At 38.0% G+C, this 16,248-nt stretch carries 12 protein-coding genes; all 12 read right to left on the reverse strand.

Features of this window, described 5'->3' with window-relative positions; genetic code table 11:
* Positions 1–3: 3 nt before the first annotated feature.
* The 12 genes from HW347_RS03035 to HW347_RS03090 all read right to left on the reverse strand — a co-directional run bounded on the left by HW347_RS03035 (position 4) and on the right by HW347_RS03090 (position 16,237).
* Positions 4–1,065, reverse strand: a complete 1,062-nt coding sequence (locus HW347_RS03035) for a pyridoxal-phosphate dependent enzyme (RefSeq protein WP_214610463.1) — start codon at positions 1,063–1,065, stop codon at positions 4–6.
* 92 nt (positions 1,066–1,157) lie between these two features.
* Complete coding sequence (locus tag HW347_RS03040) at positions 1,158–2,198, reverse strand: Kelch repeat-containing protein (protein ID WP_214610464.1); 1,041 nt, start codon at positions 2,196–2,198, stop codon at positions 1,158–1,160.
* A gap of 39 nt (positions 2,199–2,237) precedes the next feature.
* The gene (locus tag HW347_RS03045) at positions 2,238–3,677 is read right to left on the reverse strand and encodes a rubredoxin (RefSeq protein WP_214610465.1); all 1,440 of its coding nucleotides are present in this window, start codon (positions 3,675–3,677) and stop codon (positions 2,238–2,240) included.
* Positions 3,678–3,689: 12 nt separating this feature from the next.
* Positions 3,690–7,220, reverse strand: coding sequence for a nitrate reductase (locus HW347_RS03050; RefSeq protein WP_214610466.1), 3,531 nt, complete (start codon positions 7,218–7,220; stop codon positions 3,690–3,692).
* A gap of 142 nt (positions 7,221–7,362) precedes the next feature.
* Entirely contained in the window at positions 7,363–8,706 is a 1,344-nt protein-coding gene (locus HW347_RS03055; protein WP_214610467.1) for an alpha-amylase family glycosyl hydrolase, read from the reverse strand.
* A gap of 55 nt (positions 8,707–8,761) precedes the next feature.
* Complete coding sequence (locus HW347_RS03060; protein ID WP_214610468.1) at positions 8,762–9,433, reverse strand: response regulator transcription factor; 672 nt, start codon at positions 9,431–9,433, stop codon at positions 8,762–8,764.
* A 233-nt stretch (positions 9,434–9,666) separates the two neighbouring features.
* Positions 9,667–10,971 carry an alginate export family protein gene (locus HW347_RS03065; protein WP_214610469.1) on the reverse strand — a complete coding sequence of 435 codons (1,305 nt, stop codon included), beginning with the start codon at positions 10,969–10,971 and terminating at the stop codon, positions 9,667–9,669.
* A gap of 35 nt (positions 10,972–11,006) precedes the next feature.
* Positions 11,007–11,831: an ABC transporter ATP-binding protein gene (locus HW347_RS03070; protein WP_194533212.1), complete on the reverse strand. Its 825-nt coding sequence runs from the start codon at positions 11,829–11,831 to the stop codon at positions 11,007–11,009.
* Positions 11,832–11,845: 14 nt separating this feature from the next.
* Positions 11,846–12,685, reverse strand: a complete 840-nt coding sequence (locus tag HW347_RS03075) for an ABC transporter ATP-binding protein (RefSeq protein WP_013992993.1) — start codon at positions 12,683–12,685, stop codon at positions 11,846–11,848.
* A gap of 21 nt (positions 12,686–12,706) precedes the next feature.
* A complete protein-coding gene (locus tag HW347_RS03080; protein WP_214610470.1) occupies positions 12,707–13,807 on the reverse strand; it encodes an ABC transporter permease in 1,101 nt (366 codons plus the stop codon).
* Between the two features lie 39 nt (positions 13,808–13,846).
* The gene (locus tag HW347_RS03085) at positions 13,847–15,232 is read right to left on the reverse strand and encodes a CmpA/NrtA family ABC transporter substrate-binding protein (RefSeq protein ID WP_214610471.1); all 1,386 of its coding nucleotides are present in this window, start codon (positions 15,230–15,232) and stop codon (positions 13,847–13,849) included.
* A 249-nt stretch (positions 15,233–15,481) separates the two neighbouring features.
* The gene (locus HW347_RS03090; RefSeq protein ID WP_225901797.1) at positions 15,482–16,237 is read right to left on the reverse strand and encodes a Crp/Fnr family transcriptional regulator; all 756 of its coding nucleotides are present in this window, start codon (positions 16,235–16,237) and stop codon (positions 15,482–15,484) included.
* Between the last annotated feature and the right edge of the window lie 11 nt (positions 16,238–16,248).

Below are 16,248 nucleotides of genomic sequence, written 5' to 3' on the forward strand. Positions count from 1 at the left end.
ATATTAATTTTTTGCTGTCAGTACCGCAACAAAACGGTCTGGTTCAAAATTCATTTTTTCATCAAGTTCTAGCAATGCTATAAGTCCTGCAGTAGATGCCGGTAAAATACGAAAGCCTTCTTTCTTTGCTAATAAGGCTGTCATGTCTTTCAGTTTTTTATCACTGATATTGTATGCCTCACCACCAGACTCTTTTAATGCATACAAAGCCTCTTCTCCATCAAAACTGTGCCAGTTTATAAGTGGTTCATTGTACTTGGTTTCTTTGATTGTATCCGGATTCAAATCTTTACAATGGTCTAGACCTTGCAAGAACGATTGAATAATAGGATTTTTTCTAGAGGATGACGCTGCAATCATTTTTGGTATTCTAGAGGTTTTCCCTCTCTTGTACAGACTAACAAACCCACGATAAATTCCCGCGAAAAGCGTACCGTTGGAAACCGGAACTGCGCAATACTTAGGTGCATCTCCTAAATCTTCGAAAATCTCTGTTGCAATCTGGGAGTACGCACTAATCTGTAAAGGTGTATTCGCTCCTCCAGGATTAGCATCATACCAATCGTTATTTTTTGCGAGTTCGCTACTTTCTTTTACGACATCTTCATAACTACCGGGCATCCGAATAATCTCGGCTCCAAGTAATTGCATCTCAACAACACGGTCTGTATGAAAACTCTCGGGAATATAAATTCTACAGGCAATACCAGCCAAGTTCGCCGCCAAAGCAACCGCAACTCCATAATTACCACAAGTAGCCAAAGAAACCACTTTAAATTCCCTTCGGAGTGCATCGTAGATTTGTGCAAAAGCAATACGATCCTTTTGCGTACCAGTAGGGTTATCGCCCTCGTACTTTATATAAAGCTGGCGAATATCAAACTCACGCTCCATGGTTTTGGCACGGTGTAAACCCGTATCTCCCACCTCAAGATTTATAATGTCTTCATACGACTCCAAGCGGTCCACCAAAGATTTACTTTTGTCCTTTACAAATTCGCTTAGTTTTTTAGTCTCGGAAGACACTTTATTTTCTGCGGTTTTAACACCGTCTCTTAAATCCATTTATATAATTTGATTTGGGGAAATTCCCTATCAAATGTAATATGTTTTTTGGCACGATTTAAAAAATAATTTTAAAATTATTCTACTGAAAATCAATCTTCTACACCAAATTTTTCCATAGTGGTTAGTTCAGGAGACCCTCCTCTATTTCCACATCCGGAAGCAATGTATAAATCGTCTTCAAAAAGCACCAGACCACTACCGTGTCTGCCCTCTATCATGGCTGGTAGCTTATGCCATTTATGCGTATTTAAATCCAAGACCTCAACTTCAGCATGTGCTTTTTCCTGCGCTGTAGATTCACCGCCAACCACTATAACTTCATTATTGTAAAGTGTGGCTGCATTTCCGGCGCGTTGGGTTGGAATATTTTCTGGTAAAGTCTCCCAAGTATTACTTTTTATATCATACACATCAACCTCTCCTATGGTCCCTCCAAAAACAGAATCAGGATCAAGACCCGAGTTTCTGCCCGCTGGGGCGTAAATCTTTCCATCTGCCAAAACCGCTTGAAAATGGTCTCTTGCACGAGGTGCATCTGCTAAAACCTCCCACTCACCTGTACTTGGATCGTAACTGTCCATCCATTTTTTATGGTCTCCTATATGACCATTTTTTATTCCACAAGAAATATAGACTTTACCTTCGTACAGTACATTTCCTGTAGAACCACGTCTTCTTTCTTTGGGGATTTCATCACCCTTTGACCACTCATCATTGGCAGGGTCATAAATATAAATATGCTCCGTTGGAGTTTCAGCAGGGTATTTCCCCGTCAACGCCGAAATAAGGTATATTTTGTTCTGATAAATTACAGGTTGAAAATGATGCATTTCAATAGGTGGCTTAGCACCTTTAGACCAAACTTTAGTATTCGTGTCATAAATACTCACAGGGCGGATGTCTCTTCCCCCTAATAAATAAAATTTATCATCTACACGAACAAATGCAGCTTCGTGACGGGCCACAGGTTTACTGCCATCTGCGGACGCAACCGACTCCCATTTCATTGTCGGCTTTTGAATGGTTATCTCGTCTACAGGGTTTTCTACTTCCTTGTTTTTGTCAGGATTGTTTTTGCAAGCCGTGAATAGTAAAATACAACTTAACAGAGCAATATACTTTTTGTTCATTTGGAATGGTATTTAGGTACTATCCAAATGTAATAAAAATCAGCACGAATAATTCAATTCAGTTTTTTCGAATTGTGATTTTGTTGCTTCACAAACGGCACAGACATACGTATCCGGCAAATCTTCAAACGCTGTGCCCACAGGAATATCAGCTACTAAATCGCCATATAACGGATCATAGACGGTAAAACAAGATTGACATTGATGAATAGTTTTCATCTCTTGCTCTATAGCCTTCTTAGGTGCTTCAGTTTTTTCAACTTCTCTACCCAATTGATCAAAGTACTTTTTACTGAGTTCCATTAATAGACCCGGTAACTCAATTTTATCTACGTCTTGAGCATAAGCCAAATATTTTTGGGTGTTAGGGTCAAAATTCTGAAAGTGAAGTACGTTATATGTAGGGCGCACATCAAAATCTTTTACGATTGTAGGCGAACTATTTTTTTCTATAACCACCGAAGCAAAATGAGATCTCTTGCCCACATCGTTGCTTATGCCAAATGTAAGTCCGTAGGTACTAATATCATTTTGGTCAAAACTGCGAACCAAAAATTTCTTAAGTTCTAAAGCCTCGTTATCATCTACTGGTAGATGCCAATTCATTTCTAATTGCGAATGCCTGACATTTATACCCCACTGTCCTAAAAACCGCTCTAATGCCTGCCTGCTCTGCTTCTGAATACCTTTTACAACAAACGATTTCCAAGGGGTGATACAAATTTTACCAATACTGTTATCTAAACAAAAACCACAGAATTCTTTTAAGAACGATAGGTCATACCTATTGTTCCGCCAATATAGACCTAACCAATATTGATCAAGCCCCATACGGTTCATACCCTCATAATAAGGAAAAGTTAGATAAGGCACTTTTAGCTCTTTTTCTATGGTCTTGTTATTGGTATCGAGATTCTTGTTCAAGATAAAAAACAGTTCTTCTACATCTTGAATATCTTCATGAATCTCTTCAATGGCCTTGGAAATAGTGGTAATATCCCAACTGTAAATCAAAACGGGATAGAATGCTGCTTTCTCCCAATGTGGTAGCTTAATATTCAAGTACCAATAATCTTCATTCTCAGAAGCTATAAAATTTAGGTTTCCACTAAAGAGAGGAACCAACCTTTGCTTAGGATCTGTGATATTTATTTTTAGCTCCGGAAGAAAATCAAATCCCTCTAGGATATAGAGATAGGTAGATCCTTTAAGCCAGTGGGTCATATCAAAAATATCTGCAGTAACGTAAGAGCTTACAATATTCTGATACTGTCTTTCATTAATGATATTAGTATTGAACTTTGATATATGCTCTAGCTGATTTTCTTCAACCCCTTTTAGTGGAAAAAGTAAATCTTGTCTTGAACCGAAGTAAACTTCGCTCAATCCCGCAGCTTCCAATAAACCTATAATATCCTTGAGTTCCCCTGGTGAAGTAACTCCTCCTTTTATTAATATACGGTGCAGATCATCGTTCATAATCCCGATTTTTTAATTTGCTAATTGTAGTTGTTTGTTCAATATGGCCTTGACTTCTGGTTTACAGCTGCCACATCCTAATCCTGCTCCTGTTTCTGAGCACAATGTGTTAAATTCCGAGCAGCCACCGGCAATAGCATCAATAACATTGCCTTCGCCCACTTGGCTGCAAGAACAGACCAGTTTTCCTTTTAAAGGAACAGTAGTTGATGCTCCTCTAAGCAGCTCGTTTCGCTTTTCTGATAGTTCTATTTCTTCTTCTATCAAACGCTTGAACTCGGCGAACTCATTCTTATCACCCATTAATATCGCTCCTTTTAAAGTATCATTTTTAACGATACATTTTTTATAGAAGCGTTTACTAACATCCATCAAAATAATCTCTTCGTAACTACTATCTCCTGAAGGTGCATTCACCATCCCAATACTACACAAATCTAGATTTTCGAACTTCAGAATATTCATGAGAACAGAGCCGTTATAAATACTGCTATAATCGCCTAAAATGTAGTTAGCAGCAATATCTGCCTGTTGTTCCGCCGCCGATGTTATTCCGAAAAGGGAGTTATTGAACTCAGCAATTTCGCCCAAGGCGAAAACAGATGGGTCATTGGTTTGTAAATATGAATTGACAATTACGCCACGTCTAGTATTCAAATCGGCTTTTTTCGCCAATTCAATATTCGGTCTTGTTCCTATAGCGTAAACAATGGCATTACATTGAATGGTTCTTCCTGTTTTTAGGTTAACCAATAATCTAAACGGATTCTCTTTTTCCTCAAAAACCGTACTTACCTCACTATCAAAATAAAGGTTGATGTTTCTTTCGAGAACATCTTCTGCCAAAAGACGACTTGCAACACTATCTAACTGACGTTCCATAAGGCGTGGTGCCCTTTGAACGATACTAATATTGATGTCTATCTTTTTAAGCGCAGCCGCCAACTCTAGCCCTAACAAACCACCACCAACGATAACCACATGTTGTTCGTTTGCCGGTAGCCCTGTTTTTTGCAGGTACTGTTTCAACTTATCCGCATCTCCACGTTCACGCATCGTAAAACGACCAGGTAAATCTATCTGCACCTCACTAGGTACAAAAGCACGGCTACCCGTAGCCATTATTAGCAAATCATACGAATGTATTAATCCGTCACTATCGGTAACCTGCTTCATAGATGTATTTACATCACTGATACCGATTCCGGAGTGCAAGTTCACATTCAGCTTTTGTAATTCTCCTGATTTTAGTTTCTCTAGCGCTTCCCATGAAAGTTCATCACTTACATATTCAGGCAACAGAACACGGTTATAAAATGGATCTTTCTCTTTAGAAAAAACATGCAGCTCATCCTTTTTATTTTTCTCTCTATAAGATTGAATAAAGCGATAAGCAGCCGCACCTGCTCCAATAACAATAATTTTCTGAGCTGGTTTTACAAACTTTTCTACCTGAACGGCACAGTATTTAAAATCCGGCTCCTTAGAAATAGGATCTACTAAATCATTGGTAAGATTATTGGCCCTACCAAAATCATTATTTAAGACTTTACCCCAGTGCATGGGAAGAAAAACTACACGTTCGCGAATATCAAAATTGATTTTCACCTTAACCTGTACTTCTCCTCTTCTACTTTTAATAACCGCAATATCCCCTTCTTTTAACTTCCGTAGAAAAGCATCTACTTTGTTCATTTCTAGGTACGGTTGCGGAACATGGGTAAGCAAACGCTTTACTTTTCCGGTTTTTGTTCGCGTATGCCATTGATCTCTTACCCTTCCCGTATTTAATACTAAAGGATATTCTATATCTGTGGCTTCTGATTTATTATAAAGACTTCGTGGCGCATTAAAATGTGCCTTTTTATCGTTCGTGTGAAAGTTTAAATCTGTGAACAAACGCGGTGTACCCGGATGGGTTTTATGGGGAACCGGCCATTGGAAACTTCCCTCGTTTTTTAAGCGTTCGTGAGACAGACCTGTAATATCTATATTCGTGCCCTTTGTTAAAAGGCAATGTTCATCATAAACTTCAGCTGCGTTTTTATAATCAAAGCCTTCATACCCCATAGCTTGAGCAAAACGCCAAAGAATTTCTGCATCTGGCAAAGCCTCTCCTGGAGCATCAATAACTTTAGGTAAATAACTAATTCTTCTTTCAGAATTGGTCATAGTGCCCTCTTTCTCTAACCATCCTGCAGCCGGAAGCACCAAATCTGCAAACTTGGTAGTTTCGGAATTATGGCTAATATCTTGAACCACTACAAACGCAGCCTTCTTTAAAGCTTTTTCAATCTTATTGGCATTTGGCATACTCACCACAGGATTGGTACAGATAATCCATATGGCTTTCAATTTTCCGCTTTCCAAGGCATTGAACATTTCTGTTGCGGTATAGCCCGGTTCAGAATTAATTTCTTTTCCTCCCCAAAAATCAGAGACTTCTTTTCTATGTTGGGGGTTACCCAAATCTTTATGTGCTGCCAAAAGGTTTGCCATACCACCTACTTCACGACCACCCATAGCATTGGGTTGACCCGTTAATGAAAACGGACCGCAACCAGGTTTACCTATTTGCCCAGTTAGCAATGAAAGGTTTAGTAAAGACACGTTTTTAGAAACCCCAATCACACTTTGATTGAGTCCCATGGTCCACATGCTGATAAATTTGTTGGCATCACCAATGTACTGCGCTGCTTTACGGATATCAGCAACAGGCACGCCACATTTTTCAGCTGCTTGGCGTAGAGAAAGTGTAAAAGCACTCTCTTTGCAAGCATCAAAATTAGAAGTATGTTTTTTAATAAAACTCTTATCTATTTTCTTCTTTTCAATAAGCCACCTAGCTATGGCATTAAACAGAATAACATCTGTTCCAGGAAGAATTTGTAAATGTAAATCTGCCGAAGCACAGGTCTGTGTTACTCTAGGGTCTACAACTATTATTTTTACATTGGGATTATCTTCTTTATGTTGTTCCAGACGTCTGTATAGAATAGGATGACACCAAGCAGGGTTAGCTCCTGCAATCAAAAAACAATCTGCCAATTCAATATCCTCATATGAAATGGGCACAGAATCTTCACCCAAAGCTTTTTTATAGCCCACAACAGCAGAACTCATACAAAGGCGACTATTAGTGTCCACATTGTTGGTGCCAATAAAACCTTTGGTAATTTTATTTACCAAATAATATTCTTCAGTAAGACATTGACCTGATACATAGAAACCAACGCTATCCGGCCCGTGTTTGTCAATGATACTTTTAAAAACGGCCGCAGCACGTTCAAAAGCGGTGTCCCAGCTTACTTTTTGCAATGGATGGTTTCTACTCCATCTCATTTCTGGATGCATAATTCTGTCACTAGTGTCTTGCGCAACGTAATTAAGATTTCTTCCTTTAGAGCATAACATGCCTTTATTGGAAGGGTATTCCGGATCACCGTCTACCTCTATCTTACCTTTGCTGTCTACATCTACCAGTATACCGCATCCTACGCCGCAGTAGGAACAAACGGTCTTATGTGTTTTTTTTTTCAACATTGCATTTCCTTTTTGATGCAAGACACCAAAATTAGATACAGCAAGTTATAAAATTACGTATATATACGTAGTGTTTTTTTCGTAATAGTTTGAGGTTTTAATCGTACATCAACAAAAAAAGAGCCTTTTCACTACTTTTCGATCAATGACTCAAGATGCGTCCCCAGCATGGTGGAACTTCTACAGAAAGACCTGTTTTATTGGATGTTGAAGTATATCCGGTGTTCAAAAGATCCGTATAAACTCCTGAGGACAACCCTTTAAAATCAACATTTACTTTAACTGATTTGTTTGAAGCATTTACAATTATAACAATGGTCTTATACGTACTTTTTCTAGAGAAAGCGTATTGTTGATTGGTAACCAACAATGTCTCATAAGAACCATTTACAAGGGTTTCGCAATTCTTATGAACTAGTATAAATTGTTTTATGGCTTCTAACAGCTTCGGATGTTTTGCCTGCGCCCCTAAGTCATTTAGCTTTACCCGTGGGCGCAACAAATAATCGCTATGTGCAGTTTTCTTTCCTTCAAAACCCCACTCACTTCCGTAGTAAATAGCAGGTATTCCTGGTAGCGTAAACAGTAGAAGGTATAATGGAAATAAATGCTCTGGCTTCTTCAAAGTACTAGCGGCACGGTTAACGTCATGATTATCCACAAAAGAATAGAGTTCCAGATTTTTATAAACTCCTTTAGGGCCAAAATCTAGTTCCACCATTTCGGAAATTTTACTAAAATCCTTTAGATTAAAGCTTTCATAAATAGGAGTGTGGTAATCATAATTGGTAACGGAATCTAACATAACAGGATTTACCCACTTATTATAATCGCCATGAACTACTTCCCCCATTAACCAAAACTCCGGATTTTCTTTTTTACAAAAGAGCCTAAGTTCTTTCATAAAATCAAAATCTAACACATCTGCAGTATCCAAACGCAGGCCATCAATTTTATAAATTTCAATCCACTTTTTAACCGCACCAAAAAGGTAATCACGGACCTCCTTATTTTTAAGATTAAGTTTTACTAGTTGATAGTAGCCTGCCCAAGTATCATAGGTAAAAGCATCCTTTAAGGGGCTTTTCTTCTTAAAATTTACATTTGAAAACCAATCAGTATATTTTGAATTCTTCCCAAATTCTTGAAGGTCTTTGAAAGCGAAGAAATCCCTGCCCACATGATTGAAAACCCCATCTAAAACCACTTTTATTCCGAACTCCTGGGCTTTCTCTATGAAAGCGATTAAGGAAGCATCATCACCTAATCTTCTGTCTACTTCATAATAGTCTGCAGTATCGTAGCCATGGGTTGATGATTCAAACACTGGACCTATATAGAGTGCGTTGCACCCTAAGTCTACCATATGCTCCAACCAACCATTAAGCTCTGAAAATCTATCAACCGGAATAGAAGCCAAATCATTGGTTTTCTCCGCACCCAAAAGGCCTAAAGGATAAATATGATAAAAGATAGCATGTTTCATGTACAGGAATAGTACCGAATTAGTAAATCACAAAGTAAAGATGAAATGCAGAAAACTAAACCAAATTAAACTGCTGTGCTTTTTTTGAAAGGTCTATTAAATTCTTGACCTCCATTTTACGCATAAGGTTAAAACGGTGTGTTTCTACCGTACGCTTACTATTCTGAAGTTTTTCAGAGATTTGCTTATTCGTCAAACCAGACAGAACCAATTCCAGCACCTGAAGTTCTTTATTGGTCAAATCAAACTCATTACTTGTGGGAACAGCTTTTACAGGTGCTTCTGTTATTTTCGCAGATGAACTCAATAAATTATTAACCAAAACATTAGAAATATCACCACTGTAATACTTACCGCCGTCTCTAACGGTATGAATAGCCTTAATAAATTCCGTTTTCCCTGTATCTTTTAAAAGGTAACCAAGAGCTCCGGCCTTCACAGACTTTAAAATATACTCTTCCGAATCGTGCATGGAAAGAATAATACATTTAACTGGTGAATTTTGGGCATTGAGTTTTTCAACAGCCTCTATACCGGTCATACGCGGCATTCTGATATCGATAATTAATAGATCAGGTGAGTTTTTGTTCACCATTTCAATCGCTTCAACACCGTCAGAAGCTTCTCCAATAACTTTTAAGTCAGATTCGCTTTCTAATAAAGCCCTTATGCCGTCACGAACCAATGAATGGTCGTCCGCTAAAATGATACTTGTTGTCTGGTTCAAAATATGCGTATTTATACGTACAAATATAGTGGATTTTTACAAAGGTAGATTTACAATAACCTATGACTATCCTTAGGCTAAGAATAAAAACCTGATTATTATGTCTCCATTTATACTCAGGACAATCTATAGATGTGAAATACACACCATTTAAGTAGAATTACATATAAAAAAAGAACCGCTACAACAAAAAGGTTGTAACGGCCCTATCGAAGCATCTTTATAAATGTGGACTATTCTTTTGCCGTGTTCAAAAACTTAGGTTTCATGGTTAACTGTACCCATGCCCAGTTTTGAACGCTACCGGCAGCATCTTCCGTAATTCCCTTTAATTCGTACATACCATCACTAGCAAACATTTGTGAGTAACCAATTGCCAGACCGTATCCTTTGAAGTTTTTAGCAAAAACCAAGTCAACTTCGGTACCCAGTGATTTTTCACCACTTCCCAATTCTTGTTCTCCACTAAAATTCAAAACTTTCACCAATAAACTAGAAGTTTCACCTAATGCAAATTTGGCACTAGCATGAATATCTGTAAGTCCTATTGAATTGGCATGATTCCCTACGTAGAAATAATCCATAAACCCATTGAATTTATGGTTCGTTCCATAGAGTGGAAAAAACGCTTCTGTCTTATCCGTAGTACTTGCATCATTTCCGCTAATAATCTCAGCTCCAAGCCCTAAAGAAACACCTTTTGATACTTTGTAGCTCAGGTCTAATCCTAAAAGATATGCCCCGCTTACATCTACACTATTTTGGCGCTCCCCAGTTTGTAGATACCCATTAAATGCAGCTCCAAAATTTCCTTTTTTATAATCTAAGTGCGTACCCAAAGTAATTAAATTGCTAACACCATCTGCTACAAGTGCATCTGCTTCGCCAGTAAAATTCTGGAAACCATTGTTCAAGATGAGCCCACTAACAGAAAAGGCTTCCCCCTTATGTTTCGCATATAAGTATTGCATGCTTTTATAAGAGAAGAATCCCGTGGTATTATAAGCCGTACCTGCAGACTGAAATCCACCTGGGTTTGCGGTGGTAGCTGTAAAATCTTGATTAAAAGCTAGACCTAGGTCTATCATGAACTTTCCTTTACCATACTTTAATAAAGCTGCATCATGATTACGAGCTTGCATGGCCCAATCAACTCCACCAAGAATTCTTTGGTCATCATACACGAGCATTTGGCGACCTATTTTTGTAGAGAATCCTTCACCTAATTTAATATCTGCCCAAGCTTGAAAAACAGAAAACGAATTATTACTGTCCTCAGGTTTTAATTGTCTATTTTCTCCCCAAACCATTACATCTTGAAGGCTCATATAGAATTTAAACGCTTCCGTTTGATAGCCCGCGTTCAAACGTAACCGAGTAGCAATTCCAAAGCCTGCATCAGCTGCATCCGGAATAATACTACCAAAACCATTTCGGTATTCGGTACGAGGTTTAAACTCACCATCGAGTTCAAATTGTGCAGAAGCAAACTGAATCGATAGGACTAGTAGGATTATTAATGTGTACTGTCTTTTCATAATCTAGGTATATTAAAAAAGTTTGTTGTTATGGTTTAATGTTCTAAAAAGTCAATTAAATGTTTTCTGTAGGTGTAGTAATCGTCATGTTCTAAAACTGATTTTCTTGTACGAGGTCTTTCAAACTCTATATCTAGGATATCACCAATTTTTGCACTTGGTCCGCTAGTCATCATCACGACGCGATCTGCCAGGAAAATGGCCTCGTCCACATCATGAGTAATCATGACCGCGGTAATTTTTTCTTTGTTCCATATTTCAATTAAGATGTCTTGCAATTCACCACGAGTTAAAGAATCTAGCATTCCAAAAGGTTCATCTAACAACAATACTTTAGGCTTGATTGCAAAAGCTCTTGCAATACCTACACGTTGCTGCATACCTTGTGACAATTCAATAGCTTTTTTATCAAAAGCGCCATCAAGACCTACCTTATGTAAGTAGTATTTGGCAATATCTTTGCGTTGTGCTTTGGTAGCATGAGGAAATACCTGGTTCACGCCCAAAAGCACATTTTCTAAAGCGGTCATCCACGGCATTAAACTGGGAGATTGAAAAATAACGCCACGATCTGGTCCTGGCCCTTTGACAGGATTTCCTAAAACGGCAATATTTCCCCCAGAAATAGGGTTCAAGCCTGCAATCATAGAAAGCATCGTAGTTTTTCCACAACCAGAATGCCCGATGATAGTTACAAATTCTTCCTTCATAATCTGAAGGTTTAGATTTTCTAATACCACATAATCCCCTTTAGGTGTGGGATACACTTTCTTTAGGTTAGATAAATCCAGCATCACTTTTGAAGGAAATACAATTCCGTTCTGCGTTGTGCCTTTGTTAAGTATGGTTTCTGTGCTCATTGGTTATTTTTTTATTAGGCCACAAAACTTTTAGGTGCTATATCAGGAAGCTCATAGATTTCGTTAGAAACTGATTTACGTGCCTCGCCAATATCCATCAAATATTCTATGATGGCATTTCTGGTCTTTTTGAAATTAGGATTATCATTCATAGCTGTTTTGTCGCGAGGTCGTTCAATATCAATTTTAAATTCCGGACCTAAAGTTGCATTGGGGCCTGGTTTTAAAGGGATAATTCTATCTGCCATATAAATACCCTCATCAACATCATTAGTAATCAATAAAGCGGTACGCTTATCTTGACTCCAGATATTCAATATTTCATCTTGTAAATTTCCTCTAGTCAAAGCATCTAAAGCACCTAAAGGCTCATCCATTATTATCATTTCCGGATTCATCGCTAAGGCTCTTGCAACCGCAACACGTTGGCGCATTCCTCCAGATAATTCTTTAGGTCTTTTATTAATGGCCGGTGTTAAACTTACCATCCCCACATAATCCTTTACACGTTTCATTAGAAAAGCTTTCTTTTCTTTTGGAAAAGCCTCTTTTACCGCCATATATACATTCTGCCCTACAGTTAACCACGGTAACAAAGAATAGTTTTGAAAAATCACCCCTCGTTCATGACTGGTATCAACTACCGGTTCTCCTTTAAATAAAACCTCACCACTTGTGGGTTTTAAGAGTCCGTTAATTAAGTTTACTAAGGTTGTTTTTCCACTGCCTGTAAAACCTACAATGGCAACAAACTCTCCTTCTTCAATGGAAAGGTTAATATTGGATAATACATCCGTTCGGTTATCTCCTTCTCCGTAGGATTTATAAACATTATTTAGTTCTAGGTATGCCATCTTCTATTTTTTTAGGTGAGGTTATACTCCTTCGTTTTTGTTGAAAGACACCATATTCTGCACACTCAACATAATTCTGTCCAATAGAAAACCAATAATACCAATGACAAACATGGCAACGATAATCTTCGCGTTGGAATCGTTAGCTCCATTTTGGAATTCCTCCCAAACGAATAAGCCTAAACCTTGACTTTGTGCTAATAGTTCAATAGCAATCAATACCATCCAAGCCACCGAAAGCGTAATTCGTAATCCTGTAAATATTAATGGTAATGATGATGGTAAAATCACTTTAAATATTTTTTGAAAAGTTCCTAGTTTTAAAACCTTTGCTACATTGATATAATCTTTATCTACGGAGGAGACGCCCATTGCTGTGTTAACCAACGTAGCCCACATAGCGCACAAGCCTACACTTATAAAAGAGATTACAAAGGCATTATCAGAACTATCTCCGATATACAAGGTTTTTACAATCATAAAAACAAGCAAGTACCAAACTACAGGAGAAACCGGTTTAAAAATTTGAATGAACCAGTTAAAAGCGCTCCGCAACGAGGGACTCAAACCAATAACGACACCAATAGGTACAGCAATTAGCAGCGCCAATAAGAAGCCCGCAAACACCGTTTTTATACTCGTAAGCACAATATCAACAAACGAGGCACGACCGGTATAAACAATAGCATTTTTACCTTTTGCTACTAATTTGGCATTTGTTGCAGCCATCTTTTGATTAAAAGCCGCTTTGTCTGCATTGATTACTTTATGGTCTGCAATTAAAGTTTGCAATGACGCCCATACCTGAGTAGGAGATGGCAAAGTGTTAGGCTGGCAACTACTTTCCCCGGAAGCGATACAATCACGCTCGGCATCAGCAGCAACCTGACCTTGTTCAGTCAATGCTTTTTCAATCTTGTAATTCGCTTCTATATTATATAGTGCCTTAGAACCCATGTGCCAGAGTCCCAAAAATAGTAGGATGGATAGTAAGGTAATGCCCGATTTTTTGAGCCATGGTACCAAATCTCCCTTTTGAAACTTAGGAGTAAATTTGGCCACCAAAGGTTTTAGAAACGCTAGGCCTTGTCCTTCTTTATTTAATGTGATGTCTTGTTCCATGATTGTATGCTTTTGCTTCGATAAATTGTACTGTAAACCTTAATCTTTGTTTCCGATAGAGAAACTATTGATGTAACCAATAGGGTCTTTCGCATCATAAGAGGTACCGTCAATAAAATCTGTTGTTGCTGCTTTAAAGCCATCGGTTTCAGGAACATCTGTTGCAGGAATTTGTCCTTCGGCAACTAGTAAGTCTGCTGCTTTTTTCCAAATGTCAGGACGATAAATATCTTTAATCGTTTCGCTATACCATTCCGTAGTTTTTGTTTCTGGGATTTGTCCCCATCTGCGCATTTGTGTCAAGAACCAAATACCATCTGAGTAGAAAGGATAGGTAGCATTATACTTATAGAACACATTGAAATCTGGCATATCTCTTTTATCGCCTTTTTCAAATTCGAAAGTACCCGTCATAGAATTGGCTAATACCTCTTCTGGTGCACCAACGTACTGAGACATGGAAAGAATTTTTACAGCTTCTGCTCTATTTGATGGTTCATCTAACCATTTTCCTGCGCGAATCATTGCTTTGGTAACTGCAACTGCAGTATTTGGATTATCATTAACGAATTTCTTTGTCATTACAAATACCTTTTCAGGGTTGTTTTTCCAGATATCATAGTTGGTTACTACAGGTACACCAATACCTTTAAAAACAGCTTGCTGATTCCAAGGCTCACCTACACAGTAGCCATAAATAGTACCTGACTCTAAAGTGGCTGGCATTTGTGGCGGAGGTGTAACAGATAGTAATACCTCAGCATCTATTTGACCTTGAACATTATCAGCAGTATACATACCTGGGTGAATACCAGCAGCTGCTAACCAATAACGTATTTCATAATTGTGCGTGGAAACAGGAAAAACCATTCCCATTTTAAAAGGCTTACCGCTATTTTTGTATTCAGTAATTACAGGCTTTAAAGCATCTGCTTTAATAGGATGCACAGGTTTGCCATCTGCACCGACGGGTACATTAGGTTTCATTTTAGACCAAACATCGTTAGAAACCGTAATCCCATTTCCATTTAAATCCATTGAAAAGGGAGTCACCAATTCAGCTTGTCTTCCAAATCCTGCACCAGCAGCAATAGGCTGTCCTGCCAACATATGCGAACCATCTAATTGGCCATCAATAACTCGGTCTAAAACGTTTTTCCAGTTGGATTGTGCTTCTACAGAAACAAAAAGCCCTTCATCTTCAAAGAATCCTTTTTCTTTAGCGATAGCTAAAGGTGCCATATCGGTTAATTTGATAAAACCAAACGTAAGTTGTGGCTTTTCAATATCTAATTGTTTTGTTTTTGAAGTAACTGCTTCTGTTGCTTCTTCCGTTGTTGCTTTTTTAGCATCTTTTCCACCGCAGGCTACTAGGAGCATCGCTGCTGATAGAAAGAGTGCTGTTTTTTTAAAGATTGATTTCATAATGTATGGTTTAATTATTTACTACGTATTAGTACTTACTTTTGGCAAATATATACGTAATTAGTTTTTTCACATATGGGATATGATAGGTTGTTTCCTCTTTTTACACCATACCAATACCTGCTATAAAACAGGTTATTCAGGTAACACAAACAATTACTGCACATTAAAATACACGCACCTATATACTTATAGATACGTATTGTTACTTATTAAAAAAATGTGGTAAAGCGTAAGGCGGAATGAGACTTAGCTATCTAGATAGAAGTTGTGTTCGGATATTTCCTGCTGCAAAAGTGAGGTATCGGTAATACCTATGTGCTTGCCTTTGGTTACGATAAGTTCTTCTTTTTTCAGAGCCGAAAAAACACGAATTACTTGCTCCTCAGTAGTGCCGGCATAATCGGCATACTCCCTTCGGCTTAACAATATGGATATAAAATTATGTTGCTGACCGAACTTTCTATGAACATACAACAAGGTATCAATAACTCTTTCCCGGACACTCATCTGTGAAAGTGTCTTTACTTTTGCCTCGCTTTTATTCAGTTCGTTTGCATAGAATAACATGAGGTCATAAGTAAACGTAGGTTCTGTTCGTAATACTTCTTGTAGATTTTCTTTGGAAAAATAACATAGCGTGCAATCTTCAAGGGCAACAGCACTTATAGTATAAGATTCTTCTGTTCCAAAACCCCTATGACCAATAATTTCGCCTTCTTTAGCAAAACGGACAATTTGTTCTTTACCATGAAGTCCTGTGCGCAGTACTTTAACCTTTCCTTTTAATACAAAGAAAAGGCCAGTTACTGCGGCACCTTCCATAATAAATTGTTGTCCTTTTTTACAACGTATCTCCTTTCGCTGTTTGACAAAAGTAGAACCTACTGAAGATTTCATGTTTCTCTTTATCAAGCAGTATTCGTTGGAACAAGCCATACAAACCGTATTCACCAAATTCATATCATTGGTTAATCCACTTGTTTTATTTGAGATTGAAATCATAGTTCACTACT

It is taken from the genome of Zobellia barbeyronii, assembly GCF_018603515.1.
GTDB lineage: Bacteria > Bacteroidota > Bacteroidia > Flavobacteriales > Flavobacteriaceae > Zobellia > Zobellia barbeyronii.